The organism is Kiritimatiellia bacterium (assembly GCA_026417735.1).
Lineage (GTDB): Bacteria > Verrucomicrobiota > Kiritimatiellia > PWTM01 > PWTM01 > CAACVY01.
The window spans coordinates 329,520-343,600 of record JAOACR010000009.1 but is presented as its reverse complement, the minus strand read 5'-3'; the positions used below and the strand labels follow the sequence as shown (position 1 = coordinate 343,600).

The following is a 14,081-nucleotide window of genomic DNA, read 5'->3' as shown; positions in this document are numbered from 1 at the left end:
GGGCGCGCACTATACCGGCCGCTGGCCGCAGATGCCAGCGGTGTCCGCCGCCACCGGTTGACGAGCGGGCCGGGGCGGGTAAACTGAAGCGGCCTATGAGCGCACATCCTCCATCGCGGCCAAAGGTGCGGCTGATCAGCGAGCGGTGGCCTCTGGCGGCGCTGGAACCGGCCGAGTGGATGCAGATTGCAGTCGCCGCGGCGATCGCGGCAGGGCTCTTCGCGCTGTTCCACTTCCTGGGCAACACGGTCGCCGATGCGGGCGGACGGTCCGCATTTTTGTGGATGTTTGCTCGCTGGCAGGACAAGATCTCGTTTGGCGGTGCCGATTATAGCCATGGCTACGTGATTCCGTTCGTTAGTCTGTGGGCGCTCTGGTACAAGCGTCACGACTTGATGGCGGCGCGGCGTGCGGTGGCCCGGGGCGGGCTGGCCCTGATTGCGTTGGGGCTGGCGATGCACTGGGTTGGCGCCAAGATGCAGCAGACCCGAGTGTCGCTGATGGCGCTGATCCTGCTGCTGTGGGCGTTGCCGTACTACTTCTACGGATGGGACTTTGCGCGGCACCTGCTCTTTCCCGTAGGTTACCTGATCTTTTGTATTCCGATGAACTTCCTCGACGTGATTGCGTTCCCGCTGCGGATGTTTGCGACGACCGCCTCGGTGGCGATTCTGCGGGGGCTGGGCGTGGACGTGACGCAGACGGGTTCGGCGATCCGCGCGCTGACGCCGCTGGGGACGGAGCGGTGGGGGGTCGACATTGCGAACCCCTGCAGCGGGTTGCGGTCGCTGCTGGCGATGACCGCATTGACCGCGGCGTATGCATTCGCGACGCAGCGAACGCTGTGGAAAAAGCTGGTGCTGTTCTCCGCGAGCATTCCGCTGGCGATCGCGGGCAACATCGTGCGGATCGTGGTGATCGGACTGATCGCGGAATCGTTCGGGGAAAAGGTCGCGGTCGGCCTGATCCACGAGTATTCGGGCTACGTCGTGTTCATCGTGGCGATCGCGTTGATGGTGACCTTCGGTTCGGCGTTGAACTCTGATCCGGCGGCGTGGTGGAGGGGGCTTCGAGAGCGCTGGTTCGGCACCGCGACGGCGCCCACGGCTTCGTGAAACGGCAGCTGCTCACGGTGATGCCGGTGCTGGCGCTGATGGCAGCGGCGGCATGGGCGCTGTCCGCATTTGTGGACGTCTCGCTGGTGGATCAGCCGGGCGTGCGAATGGAGCTGCCCGCGGAGCTGGCGGGCTGGACCGCGCACGAGCTTCGGTTCTGCCACAACCCCGAGTGCAAACGCGAGTTCCGGCTGGATGAGCTCGGCGGGCGTGACGCGCCGTGCCCGGTCTGTGGTTCGCGGCTGCACACGATGACGCTGGAAGAGTACGAGCAGCTTCCGAAAGACACGGAGTTCCGCAAGGCGATTTATCAAAACAGCGCGGGCGAGGCGGTGCAGGTCTCGATCGTGCTGACCGGGCGCGAGCGCGAGAGCATTCACCGACCCGAACGCTGCCTCGTGGGGCAAGGGTTTCACATTATGGGGGGCGGCGCGGAGCGCTTTCAGCTCGCCGACGGCCGCCCGCTCGACGTGATGGTCTTTCTCACTCGCCGCGAGGCGGTCGGCGGTGCGGGAGAGCAGACCGGCTACTACGCCTACTGGTTCGTCGGCCAGGGGCGCGAGACGCCGTGGCACCTGCTGCGGATGTTCTGGCTGGCGTGGGACAGGGTCGTGCACGGCGTCGCCCACCGTTGGGCATACATCTCGGTGGCCGGTTGGCGGAACCCGGAACGGGAGGATTATCGGCGGCAGCTCGCGGCACTGATCCCAGAGCTGCATCGCGCGCTGGTGCTGCCCGCGCCCAGCTCCACCGCGACCCGGAACCCAACATCCGGGCCGGAATAGTCTGATCGGAAGACCGGCCGTCGGAACACCGCACAAGCTCGGGGGGACCGTTCGGACCAGGCGCCGCCCAGCGCGAGCCGGCCAGCGGGGAGGCGGTCCGCACACCACTCGAAGACGTTGCCCGCCATGTCGTAGAGGCCGAAGGGGTTTGGGGGATAGCGGCCGACCGGCCGGGTGCCGGCCAGATTCCACGCCATGCGCCCTCTGGGGGGCCCCCAGCCCCATGGCCATGCCGCTCCGTGAATACCGCCGCGGGCAGCCGCCTCCCACTCGTCGGCGGTTGGCAGGCGGCAGAGCCGCCCGATCTCACGCGAGAGCCAGCGGCAATATGCTTCCGCTTCGGCCGCTGTGACGGACGCAATCGGGTGGCGTGCACGACCTGCGGCCGGACGCCATCGACCGCGTTCGCACAACAGATCTGGATGCGGCATCTGTTGGGGGCGCGTGCCGGTGGCGTTGAGAAACCTCGCAAATTCTTCCACCGTCACCTCGAACGCGCCAAGATGAAACTCGGACAGCACGACGATGTGCGGCGGATTTTCCGGCCCGGCTTCCCGGCTTCCGAGGCGATACTCTCCGGCCGGGATTTTCACCAGCACCGGCGGCTTCGCCGGTCCGCACCCCGCCACGGCGGCCGCCACAATCTTCAGCGCGGCGGAGCACCACTTCGTCATACGCCCGGCCAGAGCTCGGCGGGTCGATCGGGGTAGGTGGGTCGCAGCCGGATGTGATGATAGCCGGCTCGCCGCAGTTCTTCCTCGATGGTCTGAAGAGCGAAGTCCGGCTGGTTGCACTCCTGGGAGAGGTGGGCGAGAAACACGTCGGTCAGCGTTGGGCCTGCGGCCTCCAGCAGCAGCGCCGCCGCCGCTCGGTTGGAGAGGTGCCCTTGCCGGCTCAGGATCCGCTGCTTGAGCGGCCAGGGGCGGCGCGAGTCGCGCAACATCCGCTCGTCGTGGTTCGCTTCCAGCACCAGCGCCCGACAGGCCTGCAGCCGCGTACTGACCAGGGTGGTGCCGGTACCCAGATCGGTCGCGATGCCGATGGTGGTGCCGTCATGGGAAATCAAGAAACCCACCGGGTCATACGCGTCGTGCGGCACCGCAAATGGCGTGATCGTCAGGTCCCCCACCTGAAAGGCGTGGCCGGTCTGAAACAGCGTCCATCGCACCTCGGCGAACTCAGGGGCCTGAAGTGCCCCCTCGCGCGTGCCTTCGTTTGCGAACACCTCCACACCGTGGCGGCGCTGCAGCCGCGGTATCCCCGCGATGTGGTCGCTATGCTCGTGGCTGACCACCACCGCTCGCAACGATGCGGCGCTCTGGCCGATCGCGGCGAGTCGTTCCTCGATCGTGCGGAGGCTGAAGCCCGCGTCCACCAGAATCGCGGTCGTCTCCGACGCCACCCATGTGGCGTTTCCCGCGCTGCTGCTCCCCAGAACACAAAATCGCAACGCCATCGCCCCAGTATACTTCGCCGCCAGCGATGCCGCCATGACTTGTTTTCGACCACCCGTCCGGACCGCAGGGTCATTGTTCTAGCCGGGCAAGCGCGCCCGGCGGACGCGCACCCGGGGGCTGCGGCGCGGGTGAGCGGTACCGGGCGGGCGGCTGCGGCACTTCGAAAAAAAGCAGCGCAGACCCGGCGAGCGTCGGCGACGGTGCGCACCATCGAAGGGTGCTGCGCCTCAACGCGCGTCCACCCGCCTCCGCGGGGCGGGGGGCTATCCGCTCAGATGGCGGCCGCCGGATCCACGTCCGCCGGTCCGGCCAGTTCCGCCCGCAGGCTCTCGTAGGCGAGGCGGTGTCGCTCGATCGCGGCGTCATCGAACGTCTCGCGGGCGCTCTGTTGCAGCGCCCGGTAGGGAATGTGCAGCAGCCGCAGCATCTGCCAGAGACCGGCCAGCACGTCCGCGGAGAGCCGGCGGTAGTTCACCGCGGCCAGCTCGACCTCCTCGCGTGCGACCTTCAGGTATTCGCGCAGAAAGGTCTGCTCGCGAGACTCGAACTGCGCGGTGCTTTTCAGAAACGCGGCGGCGGACCGGACATTCTCGAGAATCAACTGCAGAAAGTGCACGAAGTCCCGTTCCATTGCGGGCGCGTCGCCGGCTCGGTTCGCGAGCGCGCTCTCGCGCAGTGCGCGTTCGAGCAGCGCGATGATTCGCTCCACATGCACAATGCGCGCGCCGAGATCGAGCGAATCGGTCGGCGCCGACAGCAGCGCGACCGCGCGCTCGACCAGCGCATCGCGCCGGCCGATGTGCACGGGCCGGTTCATCCGAACCGGATCCAACCCGTTCGCGCACGTGTTCATGCCCCCATCATGCGCCGGCCGCCGCGCAACTCAAGCCGCGAGGTGTGGTTGCGGGGCGGACGCGGCGCGTGGATACTCGGGCGCCAATGTTCGAGGCGCTGACCAGTTCGCTACAGACCGTGTTTCGGCGATTGCGCGGCCAGGGTACGCTGACCGAGGCGAACATCGAGGAGGCGTTGCGCGAGGTCCGCACCGCGCTGCTTGAGGCGGACGTGAACTACCAGGTCGCGCAGCAGTTCATCGACGGGGTGCGGAAGCGATGCGTCGGCGAGGAGGTGCTACGCGGAATCACGCCGGGACAACAGGTGATCCGCCGGATTCACGAGCAGCTGGTCGAGTTGCTCGGTCGCGCCCGCCGGGACGTGCGCTGGGGCGGTCGGCCGATGAACGTGATGCTCGTCGGTTTGAACGGCTCGGGAAAGACGACGACCGCTGCGAAGCTGGCGAAGCGCTGGAGCGCGGAGCGGCGAAAAGTGCTGCTGGTCGCCTGCGATCTGAAACGGCCGGCGGCGGTGGAGCAGCTGCGCATTCTCGGCAGTCGGGTCGGCGTGGACGTGGCCGGCCCGGAGCCGGGTGACACGCCGTCGACGCTCGCACAACGGGCGGCCCGGAAAGCCCAGCGCGAACTGTACGATGTGGCGATCTACGACACCGCCGGCCGGCTCGACGTGGACGACGAGCTGCTGGCGGAGCTGCGCGAGCTCCGCGGGCTGATCCGCCCCCACAACGTCATCCTCGTGCTGGACGCGGCGGTGGGCCAGTCGGCGGTGCGGGTGGCGCAGCGGTTTCATGAGACGGTGGGCCTGACCGGGTTCATTCTGACGAAACTTGACGGCGACGCTCGCGGGGGCGCGGCGCTATCGGTGCACGCGGTGACCGGCTGTCCGATTCTGATGATCGGGACCGGCGAAAAACTGGACGATCTGGAGCCGTTTCATCCCGACCGCATGGCGTCGCGCATCCTCGGCATGGGCGATGTGGTCACGCTGGTGGAGAAGGCGCGCCAGGCGGTGGACGAGGAGGCGGTGAAGAAGCTGGAGGAAAAGCTGCGCGGGGACGGTCGGCTGAACCTCGAGGACCTGCTCGAACAGTTGCGGCAGATGAAGCGGCTCGGCCCGTTGCACCAGCTGCTCGATTTGATGCCGGGTGCCGCGCAGCTGCCGCCACATCTGCGGGAGCAGGCGTTGCAGCAGTCGCCGCAGCAGCTGAAGCGGACTGAGGCAATCATCCTGAGCATGACGCCGCGCGAGCGCCGGAATCCCGAGATCATTGACGGCCGTCGGCGCCGTCGCATCGCAGCGGGCAGCGGAACGAGCGTCACCGAGGTGAACGATCTGCTGCAGCGCTTCAAAATGATGCGGGAGATGATGAAGCGCGTCCGGGGTGGCCGCCTGCCGTTTCCGCCCCGCTAGCGCGGCGGCCGCCGCACCGCTCGCAGTAGGAGGTCAGAGGGAAGCCAGCGGGCGTGTCGAGACCTCCCGTCGGGTGAGCTGGCACCCGAGGAACCAGAGCGTGCCGGCGACGCCGAACGCAAAGGCGACCCGCAGGTTGAGTCGGGGCGACGAGCGCCAGAGCAGCGCGCCGCCGAACGCGGCGGCCGAGACCACCACGTCGCGCACCAAGTAGTACAGCCCGAACATCGCTGCCGCCCGCTCGCGCGGAGCGAGGTCCAGAATGAGCGCCTTGCGGGAAGGTTCTCCGAACTCCTTCAATCCGCGCAGCACGAACGCCGCCGCGAGCGCGGCGGGCGACTGCGCATGCAGCAGCGCGAGCGGGAACAAAGTGAAAAACCCGAAGGTGACCACGACGAACGGCCATTTACCGAAGCGATCGGCCAGCAGCGCGACTGGCAGGTACACCACCAGCGCCGTGAGATGTTCCAGCGCCGAAAGGGTGCCGAACCCGAGTTCGGAGACCGGTTGGGCCACGGTCCTTGTCGCCCAGACCACCACGAAGGCGTCTGGGATGCGTTCGCAGAACCGGATCAGCACGTCGGCGGCCAACAGGTGCCGCAGCGGCCGCGGCATCTCGCGCCACAGGCGCAGTGGGTTCGGCTCCGCGCGGCGGTCTCGAAGCTCGCGAGCGGGAAGCCAGCGCTGCTGCGCGATCGCGGCGAGGCACGCCAGCACCATCGCCGCCCCGAAGGCGATGCGCACGCCGCGCTCGACGCCCCAGGCCGCGATGCATGCGCCCCCGGCGACCGGCCCGAGCATTTTGGGTACCCGGCGGGTGAGCGCCAGCAGCGAGGCGCCGAGGGTGCGCCGGTTTACCGGCATCAACCGGCCGAGGAGTTCCATCGTTGCGGGCAGCGAAATGGCGGACCAGGAGATGAACAGCGCCGCGCCGGCCAGCACCGCCCACCACCGGCGGATGCCGATGACCATCGCGTAGCCGGCCACCGACAGCGCATTGAACAGCAGCAGTGCGCGGCGCGCGCCCAACCGGTCGGTCAGATAGCCACCGGGGAAGGAGTACAGAGCCGAGAGCAGGTCATCCATCGCGGCGAGCGCGCCGATCGCCATCGCCGCACTCGCCGCCGGTACCAGCTCGTGCAGGTAAAGCGGCAGGAAGCGCTCGCCCATGTGCTCGCCCGTGCCGACCAGCACCACCATCGCCAGTAGCCCGGCGAGACCTGCGCGGGCGGAGTCGCCCGAGGGGCGGCCATCCGTTGCGGTGTTCATCGGCAGGCTGAGTCTGTCACGGTGGGAGAGCAGCGACAAGAACCCGCGGCGATCGGCATGGCCGCGTCAGCCTTGCTCTGAGGAGAGGCGGGGGGTACACCTTGCGGCCGATCCGATGAGCGCGTGGCTGGCCAGGCTCGGCGAGGGGGTGCTGCGACGGCTGCGGCGCCACGTGCGCGTTGCCGCCACCGTGGCGGCGGTGGTCGTGCACGCGCTGCGCCCGAGCACGTGGCGGCGGCCGGTGCGCGCGGTGCTCGCCCGGCAGGTTCTGTTCACCGGCGTGGAAGCGCTGCCGTTCGCAGCGATGGTGGCGGTGGTGATCGGGCTGGCCGTGGTGCTGCAAACCCAGGTGCAGCTCTCCCGATTCGGGCAGACCGCACTGATCGGGCCGATCCTCGCCGCGGTCGTGGTCCGCGAGGCGGGGCCGCTGCTGGTCAATTTCGTCGTGATCATGCGCAGCGGTACCGCGATCGCATCCGAGCTGTCCACCATGAAGCTCACCGGCCAGCTGCGCGTGCTCGACTCGCAGGGGGTGGACCCGTTTCCCTACCTCGCCGTGCCGCGGGCGATCGGTGTCGCGACCGCGGTCAGCGCGCTGGCGATCGTGTTCGTCGGTATCTCGCTGGCCAGCGGTTACCTCGTCGGCCTGCTGATCGGCGCGCCGATGGAACCCTGGGACCGGTTCGTGGACGGCATCGCCGCGGCCGTGCTGCCCTCGGATGTGGCGAACGTGCTCGCGAAGACGTGGATTCCCGGCCTGTTGACCGGCGTGATCTGTACGCTCGAAGGGCTCGACGTGCAGACCGCATGGACAGAGATTCCGCAGGCGGCGACGCGCGGGGTGGTGCGGTCGGTCGCCGCGCTGTTTCTGGTGGTGGTGATCGTTTCGCTGGTGACGTACTTGTGAACGGTGATGCGGCAATCCTCACGCTCGATCAGGTGGCGGTGCCCGGCGCGGCGGCGCGCGCGGTCTCGTTGCAGCTGCTGCCCGGAGAGTGGGCGCGGTTGATCTTCCCAAATCCCGACGACGTTCCGACCTGGGGGGATGTGATGCTTGGGCTCGTCGAGCCGGCGACCGGCCGTGTGGAGTTCCGCGGTCGTGCGTGGGGGGAGATCGGCCCGGAGGAGCAGGCCGCGATGAGGGCGGAGGTCGGCCGAGTGTTTGCGGGCACCGCCTGGGTGGCGAATCTGGACGTGGACGAGAACGTGCTACTGGCGGCGCTCTACCACGGCCGTCGGCCGGCCTCCGAATGGCGCGGTGAGGCTGCCGCGCTCGCTCGTCGGTTCGGCTTGGCCGGGCTGCCGGCGGGCCGGCCAGCCGTGGTCGGCGCCGATGAGCTCCAGCGGGCGCAGTGGGTCCGCGCGCTGCTGCAGCGACCCCGGCTGCTGGTGCTGGAGCGGCCGCTGCGCGCCGCGGTCGCGGCGGCCGGCGAGTTCGGCGAGGCGATCGCCCAAGCGCTGCGCGGCGGCGCCGCCATGGTCTGGCTCGAGGCCGAGGGCGACCGGCCGCCGCCGTCCGCATTGCCGGCGGCGTCGTTCGAGGTGAAACTCTAGTCGAGGACGCAACGCATGCCCCCCGTGCCGTTCAAGTTTCGATATGTGCACGAGATCGTCGGCGTGTTCGTGCTCGTTGCGCTCGCGTTGCTGTTGGCCGGCCTCGTGCTGATGGGGCGGGCACAGCGATGGTTCGAGCGTGAGGTCGAGCTGCGCACCGTTTTTCCGGCGGAGGGGACCTTTGGTGTGCAGCGGGGTACCCGCGTCGAGATTCTCGGGGCGACCGCCGGTCGCGTCGAAGAGGTTCGCGTGCGGGACGACGCGACCATTGAGGGCCGTCTTCGCTTGCGGTCGGACTTTGCGCGCTTCCTGCGCTCCGATTCCCAGGCGGTCGTGAAAAAGGAGTTCGGCGTCGCCGGCGCCGCGTACATTGTGATCGAGCTGGGCGCCGGCGCTCCGCTGGTGGCGCCGGATGGCGCAACGATTCCGATCCGCAAGGACACCGAACTATTGGAGATCGTGCAGCTGGTCGTCGAACAGATTCAAGAGGCGGTGCTGCCGGTGTTGAAGGAAGTGCAGGCGACGCTCGCCGAGTACCGAGGGCTGGCGGCGGACCTGCGCAGTCCGGAGCATGCGTTGCAGAAAATCTTGGTCGATCTTCAGCGGATCACGGATGGCCTGCAGGCGGGTCAGGGGACGATCGGCCGGCTGCTGACTGATCCGGCGATGGCGCTGGAGGCCGAACGGGCAATGGCGGAAACCCGCGCCTTGCTCGCGGAGGTGCGCGCCGCGGTCGCGGAGGTCCAGCGGATCCTTGAACATCTGCGCGGCGCGTCCGAGCACTTGCCGCAGTTGATGGGCACGGTGGAAGGGGAGCTGCGCAACGTGCCCGGTCTGGTGCTGCAGGTGCGGGCGACGTTGCAGGAGACGGAGCGTCTGCTGGCGGGTCTTCAGCGTCATTGGCTGTTGCGCGCCGCGATGACGCCCGATCTTTCGATCGCGCCGCTGCCCGCCGCGGCGGCGGGCACGCCCGCAGCGGAGGCGCGATGAACGGGTGGGCGACCGTGGTTCGCGGTGGTGACCGAGCCGTGGCGGTCGGTGCGGCGGCCGTGATGCTGGCGATGTGTTTGGGTTGCCGTTCGCCGCAACCCCTGCCGCCGGCGGTGCCCGATCCGGAGGTGCGCCGGCTGGCTGGCGCCGCCCGGCGGGTGTGGGAGCTGGGCGATGCGGAGGCCGCCGCGCGGCTGTATCGCGAGGCGCTCGCGCGAGCACGTGCTCTGGATGAGCCGGCTGCGATCGCGGGGACGGCGGGGAGCCTGGCGGTGTGCCTATACGAGTTGGGGAACGCTGCGGCGGCGGCGCCGTTGGTGCGCGAGGCGATCGTGGCAGCGGGCCGGGCCGGTCGCGTGGAGCCAGATCTCATGGTGCTGGACGGTCGGGTCCGGCTCGGCGTGGGTGATCTCGATGGTGCGGCAAGGGCGGCCGAGGCGGCGCTGCGCGCGGCGCAGCCCGGCACGGAGGGCCGCACAGCGGCCCGGTTGCTGGCTGCACAGATTGCGATCGCGCAGTCGAACATCGCCGTGGCGGCAGAGTCGCTGGCGGCGGCGCGCCGCGAGCTTCCCCAGAGCGCATCCGCGCCGCTTCGGGCATGGGCCGAGGAGGTCGCCGCGGCGGAGCGGGAACTGGCCGGAGATCCGGCCGGCGGCGGTCGGGCGTGGCTGGAAGCGGCGCACTGGCGGGGTCGTGCGTCGCAGCCGGCGCGGGTCGCCCGGGCACTGGTCGCCGCGATGCGTGCGTTCGAGCGGGCTGGCGAGCCACTGGCGGCGGCCGACGCGGCACTTCGGGCCGCGCGCGCGCTGGCGGCGACACGGCCCGCGGAGGCGCGCGCGCTGCTCGAACGGGCCGGCGATCTGATCGCCGACCGTGACGCGGACGGCCTGCGCGAGCAACTGCGGGCGCTGCAGCGGGAGCTCGCCGGTCCGACCCACGGTCCATGAGACCGGCGGTGTCCGCCGCACGCGTGCTGGGTCGCCTGATCGTTTCGTTGTTTCGAATTGCGGTCGGCGTGGTGCTGGGGCTGGCGGCGGTGCTGGCGGGGATGGGCGTGACCGGCGGCGTTGAACGGCGCTTTTTTTACCCGGACCGTCGAAACTACGGCAGCCCCGCGACGCTCGGGCTTCCGTATCGGGATATCGAGTTTCGCAGCGCCGATGGCACGCGACTGCACGGTTGGTTCGTTCCTGCGCGGGGTGCGCGGCGCGGCACCGTGCTGCACGCGCACGGCAATGCGCAGAACCTGACCGCGCACTTCGCGTTCGTGGACTGGCTACCCGCCCGCGGCTACGACGTATTCGCGTTTGACTATCGCGGCTACGGTCGCTCGGAGGGGCGTCCAACGTTGAGGGGTGCGCTCGAGGACACCCGCGCCGCGCTCGCGACGGTGCGGGCGCTGCCCGAAGCGGATGCGAACCGCCTGTTTGTGCTCGGCCAGAGTTTGGGCGGCGCGCTCGCGCTGGCGGCGCTCGGCCGTGAGCCGACGCCCCCGGTGCGCGCGGTCGTTGTCGACTCCGCGTTCAGCTCGCCGCGCGCGATCGTACGGGATGTGATCGGCGGTCTGCCGGGTCTCCAGTTCTTTGCCGGGCCGCTCTCCCGGTGGCTGGTGTCCGACGAGGTCAGCGCAGAGGCGGTGGTGGGCCGGCTGTCGCCGGTGCCGCTGCTGTTCATCCACGGTGAGGCCGACCGCGTGATCCCGGTCGGTCATTCCGACCGGCTCTTTGCCGCCGCGCGCGAGCCCAAGATGTACTGGCGGATTCCGGGCCTGGACCATACGGAAGCGCTGACGCTGCGGGAGTGGCAGGACCGGCTCGTCGCGTTTTTCGAATCGGCCGCGGCCGACTGAAGTCCCTCGGCGCTGACGACGCTCCGCGGCAGGGGCTTCGCGGGTTCGTCCGCACCGCGTTGGAACGCGCGCGCTCGCGGCCGGCCCGGCGGGGGGTTCGTCGCCGACCGTGTGCGGCGAGGCTGATCCCGCTCCAGCGAAGGCAGCCGAGTTGGGCAGATTCCCGAGACGGCGAACCGAGGCTTGCCTTTATTTTGCATGTTTGTGCAAAATTGCATAAGATAACCACATGACCGTGGCGCAGCGTGAGGAGGCCGCGGAGCTCGTGGCGCTGGCGAGGGCGATGAAGGCGCTCGCGCATCCGGCGCGGTTGCGGATTGTGCTGGGCCTGCGGCGCGCGGAGCGGTGCGGCTGTGAGTTTGTGCGGGAGCTGGGGTTGGACCCGTCGGTGGTGTCGCGGCATCTGGCGCAGCTGCGCGACGCAGGGCTGGTCGCGGAGCGTCGCGACGGTGCGCGGGTGATGTACCGGCTGGCGTGGCCCTGCGTACTGGAGGCGATTCGCTGCATGCGGCAGCTGATTGGTCGGCGCGCGTCGGTGGGGAGAAGGCGTTCCAGATGAGCCGAACGGAACTGCGGCGACTGCTCGCGATCGGCGGGGTGTTCGCGTTGCTGTACTGGTTGCCGGTGGATTCGCCGCGGCTGCAGAGCGCGCTGGTGGAGTCGCTGCGGCTGGCGCGCTGGTATGCGCGAGAGCACGTGCTGCTGTGCCTGGTGCCCGCGCTCTTCATCGCGGGCGGGATCGCGGTGTTCGTGAGCCAGGCGGCGGTGCTGAGGTATTTCGGGCCGACCGCGAACCGATGGCTCGCCTACACGGTCGCCTCGGTCTCCGGCACGGTGCTGGCGGTGTGCTCGTGCACGGTGCTGCCGCTGTTTGGCGGAATCTACCTGCGCGGCGCGGGGCTGGGGCCGGCGATCGTCTTCCTTTACTCCGGCCCGGCGATCAACGTGCTGGCGATCGTGCTGACCGCGCGGGTCTTGGGCGCTCCGCTGGGCGTCGCGCGCGGGATTGGGGCGGTGCTGTTCAGCGTGGTGATCGGCCTGCTGATGCAGCTCATGTTTCGTCGGGAGGAGGAGCGCAGAGGCGCGGTCGCAGCGTCGGGGCCCCCGGGGGAGGGTAGCGGACCCGGGCGACCGCTGTGGGCGGTGGCGGTACATTTTGCGGCGATGGTGGGCGTGTTGGTGTTCGCGAACTGGGCGAGGCCCCCGGCGGCGGCCGGGCTCTGGTGGGCGGTCTATCGTACGAAGTGGGGGTTGAGCGCGGTCTGCGCGGGGCTGCTGGCAGTGAGCCTCTGGCGCTTTTTCGGTGTGCGCCCGTGGAAGCTGTTGCTGGCCGCAACGCCATCGGCGGTGGCCGCCGCTGTGTGGCCACATCGGCCCGTCCTCGCGTTCACGTTCGGTGTGGCGGGGCTGACCGCGCTGCTGTTTGGTCCTCACGCGGAGCTGCGGGCGTGGCGCGACGAGACATGGGGGTTCGCCCGGCAGATCCTGCCGTTGCTGCTGGTCGGCGTTTTGGCGGCGGGCTTTTTCCTCGGTAGTCCCGAACACACCGATGCGGGCATTATCCCGAACCGATGGGTTCAAGCGCTGGTGGGCGATTCGCCCTGCGCGGCGCTGGCGCTGTTGGGTGGCGACGGCGCGGTCTGTCCCCGCTGGCTTGAGATCATCTGGCCCGTGTGGACGAACCTGTTCGCGTCGGTCGCTGGCGCGCTGATGTATTTTGCCACGCTCACCGAGGTGCCGATCCTGCGGGGGCTGATCGACAGCGGCATGGGGCAGGGGCCGGCGCTGGCACTGCTGCTGGCCGGCCCGGCGCTCTCGTTGCCGAACATGCTGGTCATCAACTCGATTCTGGGGCCGCGAAAGACGCTGACATACATCGGGCTGGTGGTGGCAATGGCATCGCTGAGCGGATTGCTCTTCGGTATGCTCATGGGATGAGTGGGAGGGACCGCGGGCAGCGGCCCGGCCGGGGTGCGGTCGGGGCGGTGGCCGCTGGCCGGACAGCACGGGCTGAAACCGTGGCGAATGATCGGCGGCGAGACAATGTGCGGGATGAACCCGGGGGGATAGAACGATGATCACGGTGCAAATTCTAGGTACGGGATGCGCGAAATGCCGCCAGTTGGCCGCGAACGCGGAAGCGGCGGTCACTGCGCTCGGCCTCGACGCGCGGATTGAGAAGATCGAGAGGCTGTCCGAGATCTTGAAGTTTGGCGTGATGATGACGCCCGCGCTCGCGATCAACGGAACGGTGAAGAGCGCCGGTCGGGTACTGTCGCCGGAGGAGATCGGTGCGCACCTGCGCGCGGTCGCCGGCGTGCCGCCGGCTGGGCGCTCGAACGGAGCGGCGGGTGCATGAATCGCGCGCGGGTGCTCGTCGCGGTGGCCGGCGCGGTGGCCGTCGCAGTGCTGGCGCGTCAAGTCCGGCTGAGCCGGCCATCGGTACGGCTCGGAGAGATCGGCTTCGTTGCCGCAGGTCCCGCCGTCCCGCCCGGCGAGCTGCCGCCGCCGGCGGGGTGTCCTCGCCTGCTCGACTTCGGTGCAGGTCACTGCGTGCCCTGCAAGATGATGATTGCGGTTCTGGACGAATTGCAGCGTGAGCTCCGCGGAAAGCTGGTGGTGGAGGCCCACGACGTGATCACGGACAAGGCGACCGCGCAGCGGTATGATGTCCGGATCATTCCGACGCAAATCTTTTTGGCGCCCGACGGTCGGGAGCTGTTCCGACACGAGGGGTATATGGCGAAAGAGGAGATCCTGCAGAAGTGGGCGGAGCTTGGGTACCGCTGGTAGGCCG

Annotated in this window: 16 protein-coding genes; 12 read left to right on the top strand and 4 right to left on the bottom strand. The window is 69.3% G+C overall.

Annotated elements, in window-relative coordinates:
• Positions 1-95: 95 nt before the first annotated feature.
• Positions 96-1,115, top strand: a complete 1,020-nt coding sequence (locus tag N2652_05125; protein MCX7818578.1) for an exosortase/archaeosortase family protein — start codon at positions 96-98, stop codon at positions 1,113-1,115.
• A complete protein-coding gene (locus N2652_05120) occupies positions 1,112-1,900 on the top strand; it encodes an EpsI family protein (GenBank protein ID MCX7818577.1) in 789 nt (262 codons plus the stop codon). Before N2652_05125 ends, N2652_05120 begins: the two co-directional genes overlap by 4 nt.
• Here N2652_05120 and N2652_05115 read toward each other — a convergent pair.
• The 3 genes from N2652_05115 to N2652_05105 all read right to left on the bottom strand — a co-directional run bounded on the left by N2652_05115 (position 1,795) and on the right by N2652_05105 (position 4,174).
• Positions 1,795-2,574 carry a formylglycine-generating enzyme family protein gene (locus N2652_05115; GenBank protein ID MCX7818576.1) on the bottom strand — a complete coding sequence of 260 codons (780 nt, stop codon included), beginning with the start codon at positions 2,572-2,574 and terminating at the stop codon, positions 1,795-1,797. The two genes, N2652_05120 and N2652_05115, sit on opposite strands and share 106 nt — an antisense overlap.
• Entirely contained in the window at positions 2,571-3,356 is a 786-nt protein-coding gene (locus tag N2652_05110; protein ID MCX7818575.1) for an MBL fold metallo-hydrolase, read from the bottom strand. Before N2652_05110 ends, N2652_05115 begins: the two co-directional genes overlap by 4 nt.
• A 272-nt stretch (positions 3,357-3,628) precedes the next feature.
• A complete protein-coding gene (locus N2652_05105) occupies positions 3,629-4,174 on the bottom strand; it encodes a hypothetical protein (protein MCX7818574.1) in 546 nt (181 codons plus the stop codon).
• Between the two features lie 104 nt (positions 4,175-4,278).
• Between N2652_05105 and ffh the strand changes: the two genes are divergently transcribed.
• A complete protein-coding gene (gene ffh / locus N2652_05100) occupies positions 4,279-5,622 on the top strand; it encodes a signal recognition particle protein (protein MCX7818573.1) in 1,344 nt (447 codons plus the stop codon).
• A 33-nt stretch (positions 5,623-5,655) separates the two neighbouring features.
• Here ffh and N2652_05095 read toward each other — a convergent pair whose 3' ends face one another.
• Positions 5,656-6,891 carry an MFS transporter gene (locus tag N2652_05095; protein MCX7818572.1) on the bottom strand — a complete coding sequence of 412 codons (1,236 nt, stop codon included), beginning with the start codon at positions 6,889-6,891 and terminating at the stop codon, positions 5,656-5,658.
• A 115-nt stretch (positions 6,892-7,006) separates the two neighbouring features.
• On the opposite strand from N2652_05095, the gene N2652_05090 reads away from it, so the two are divergent.
• The 9 genes from N2652_05090 (at position 7,007) to N2652_05050 (ending at position 14,077) form a co-directional block, all read left to right on the top strand.
• On the top strand, positions 7,007-7,798 hold the full coding sequence (locus N2652_05090; protein ID MCX7818571.1) for an ABC transporter permease: 792 nt from the start codon (positions 7,007-7,009) through the stop codon (positions 7,796-7,798).
• Entirely contained in the window at positions 7,795-8,445 is a 651-nt protein-coding gene (locus N2652_05085; GenBank protein ID MCX7818570.1) for a hypothetical protein, read from the top strand. The genes N2652_05090 and N2652_05085 overlap by 4 nt, the downstream gene beginning before the upstream one ends.
• A gap of 15 nt (positions 8,446-8,460) precedes the next feature.
• Positions 8,461-9,435: an MlaD family protein gene (locus N2652_05080; GenBank protein ID MCX7818569.1), complete on the top strand. Its 975-nt coding sequence runs from the start codon at positions 8,461-8,463 to the stop codon at positions 9,433-9,435.
• On the top strand, positions 9,432-10,382 hold the full coding sequence (locus tag N2652_05075) for a hypothetical protein (protein ID MCX7818568.1): 951 nt from the start codon (positions 9,432-9,434) through the stop codon (positions 10,380-10,382). The genes N2652_05080 and N2652_05075 overlap by 4 nt, the downstream gene beginning before the upstream one ends.
• Positions 10,379-11,284, top strand: coding sequence for an alpha/beta hydrolase (locus tag N2652_05070; GenBank protein ID MCX7818567.1), 906 nt, complete (start codon positions 10,379-10,381; stop codon positions 11,282-11,284). The genes N2652_05075 and N2652_05070 overlap by 4 nt, the downstream gene beginning before the upstream one ends.
• A gap of 229 nt (positions 11,285-11,513) precedes the next feature.
• Positions 11,514-11,843, top strand: a complete 330-nt coding sequence (locus tag N2652_05065) for a metalloregulator ArsR/SmtB family transcription factor (GenBank protein MCX7818566.1) — start codon at positions 11,514-11,516, stop codon at positions 11,841-11,843.
• Positions 11,840-13,222: a permease gene (locus N2652_05060; protein MCX7818565.1), complete on the top strand. Its 1,383-nt coding sequence runs from the start codon at positions 11,840-11,842 to the stop codon at positions 13,220-13,222. The genes N2652_05065 and N2652_05060 overlap by 4 nt, the downstream gene beginning before the upstream one ends.
• A 139-nt stretch (positions 13,223-13,361) precedes the next feature.
• Entirely contained in the window at positions 13,362-13,643 is a 282-nt protein-coding gene (locus tag N2652_05055) for a thioredoxin family protein (GenBank protein MCX7818564.1), read from the top strand.
• Positions 13,640-14,077 (top strand): thioredoxin family protein, encoded by a 438-nt coding sequence (locus N2652_05050; protein MCX7818563.1) that lies wholly within the window; start codon positions 13,640-13,642, stop codon positions 14,075-14,077. Before N2652_05055 ends, N2652_05050 begins: the two co-directional genes overlap by 4 nt.
• Positions 14,078-14,081: the final 4 nt, after the last annotated feature.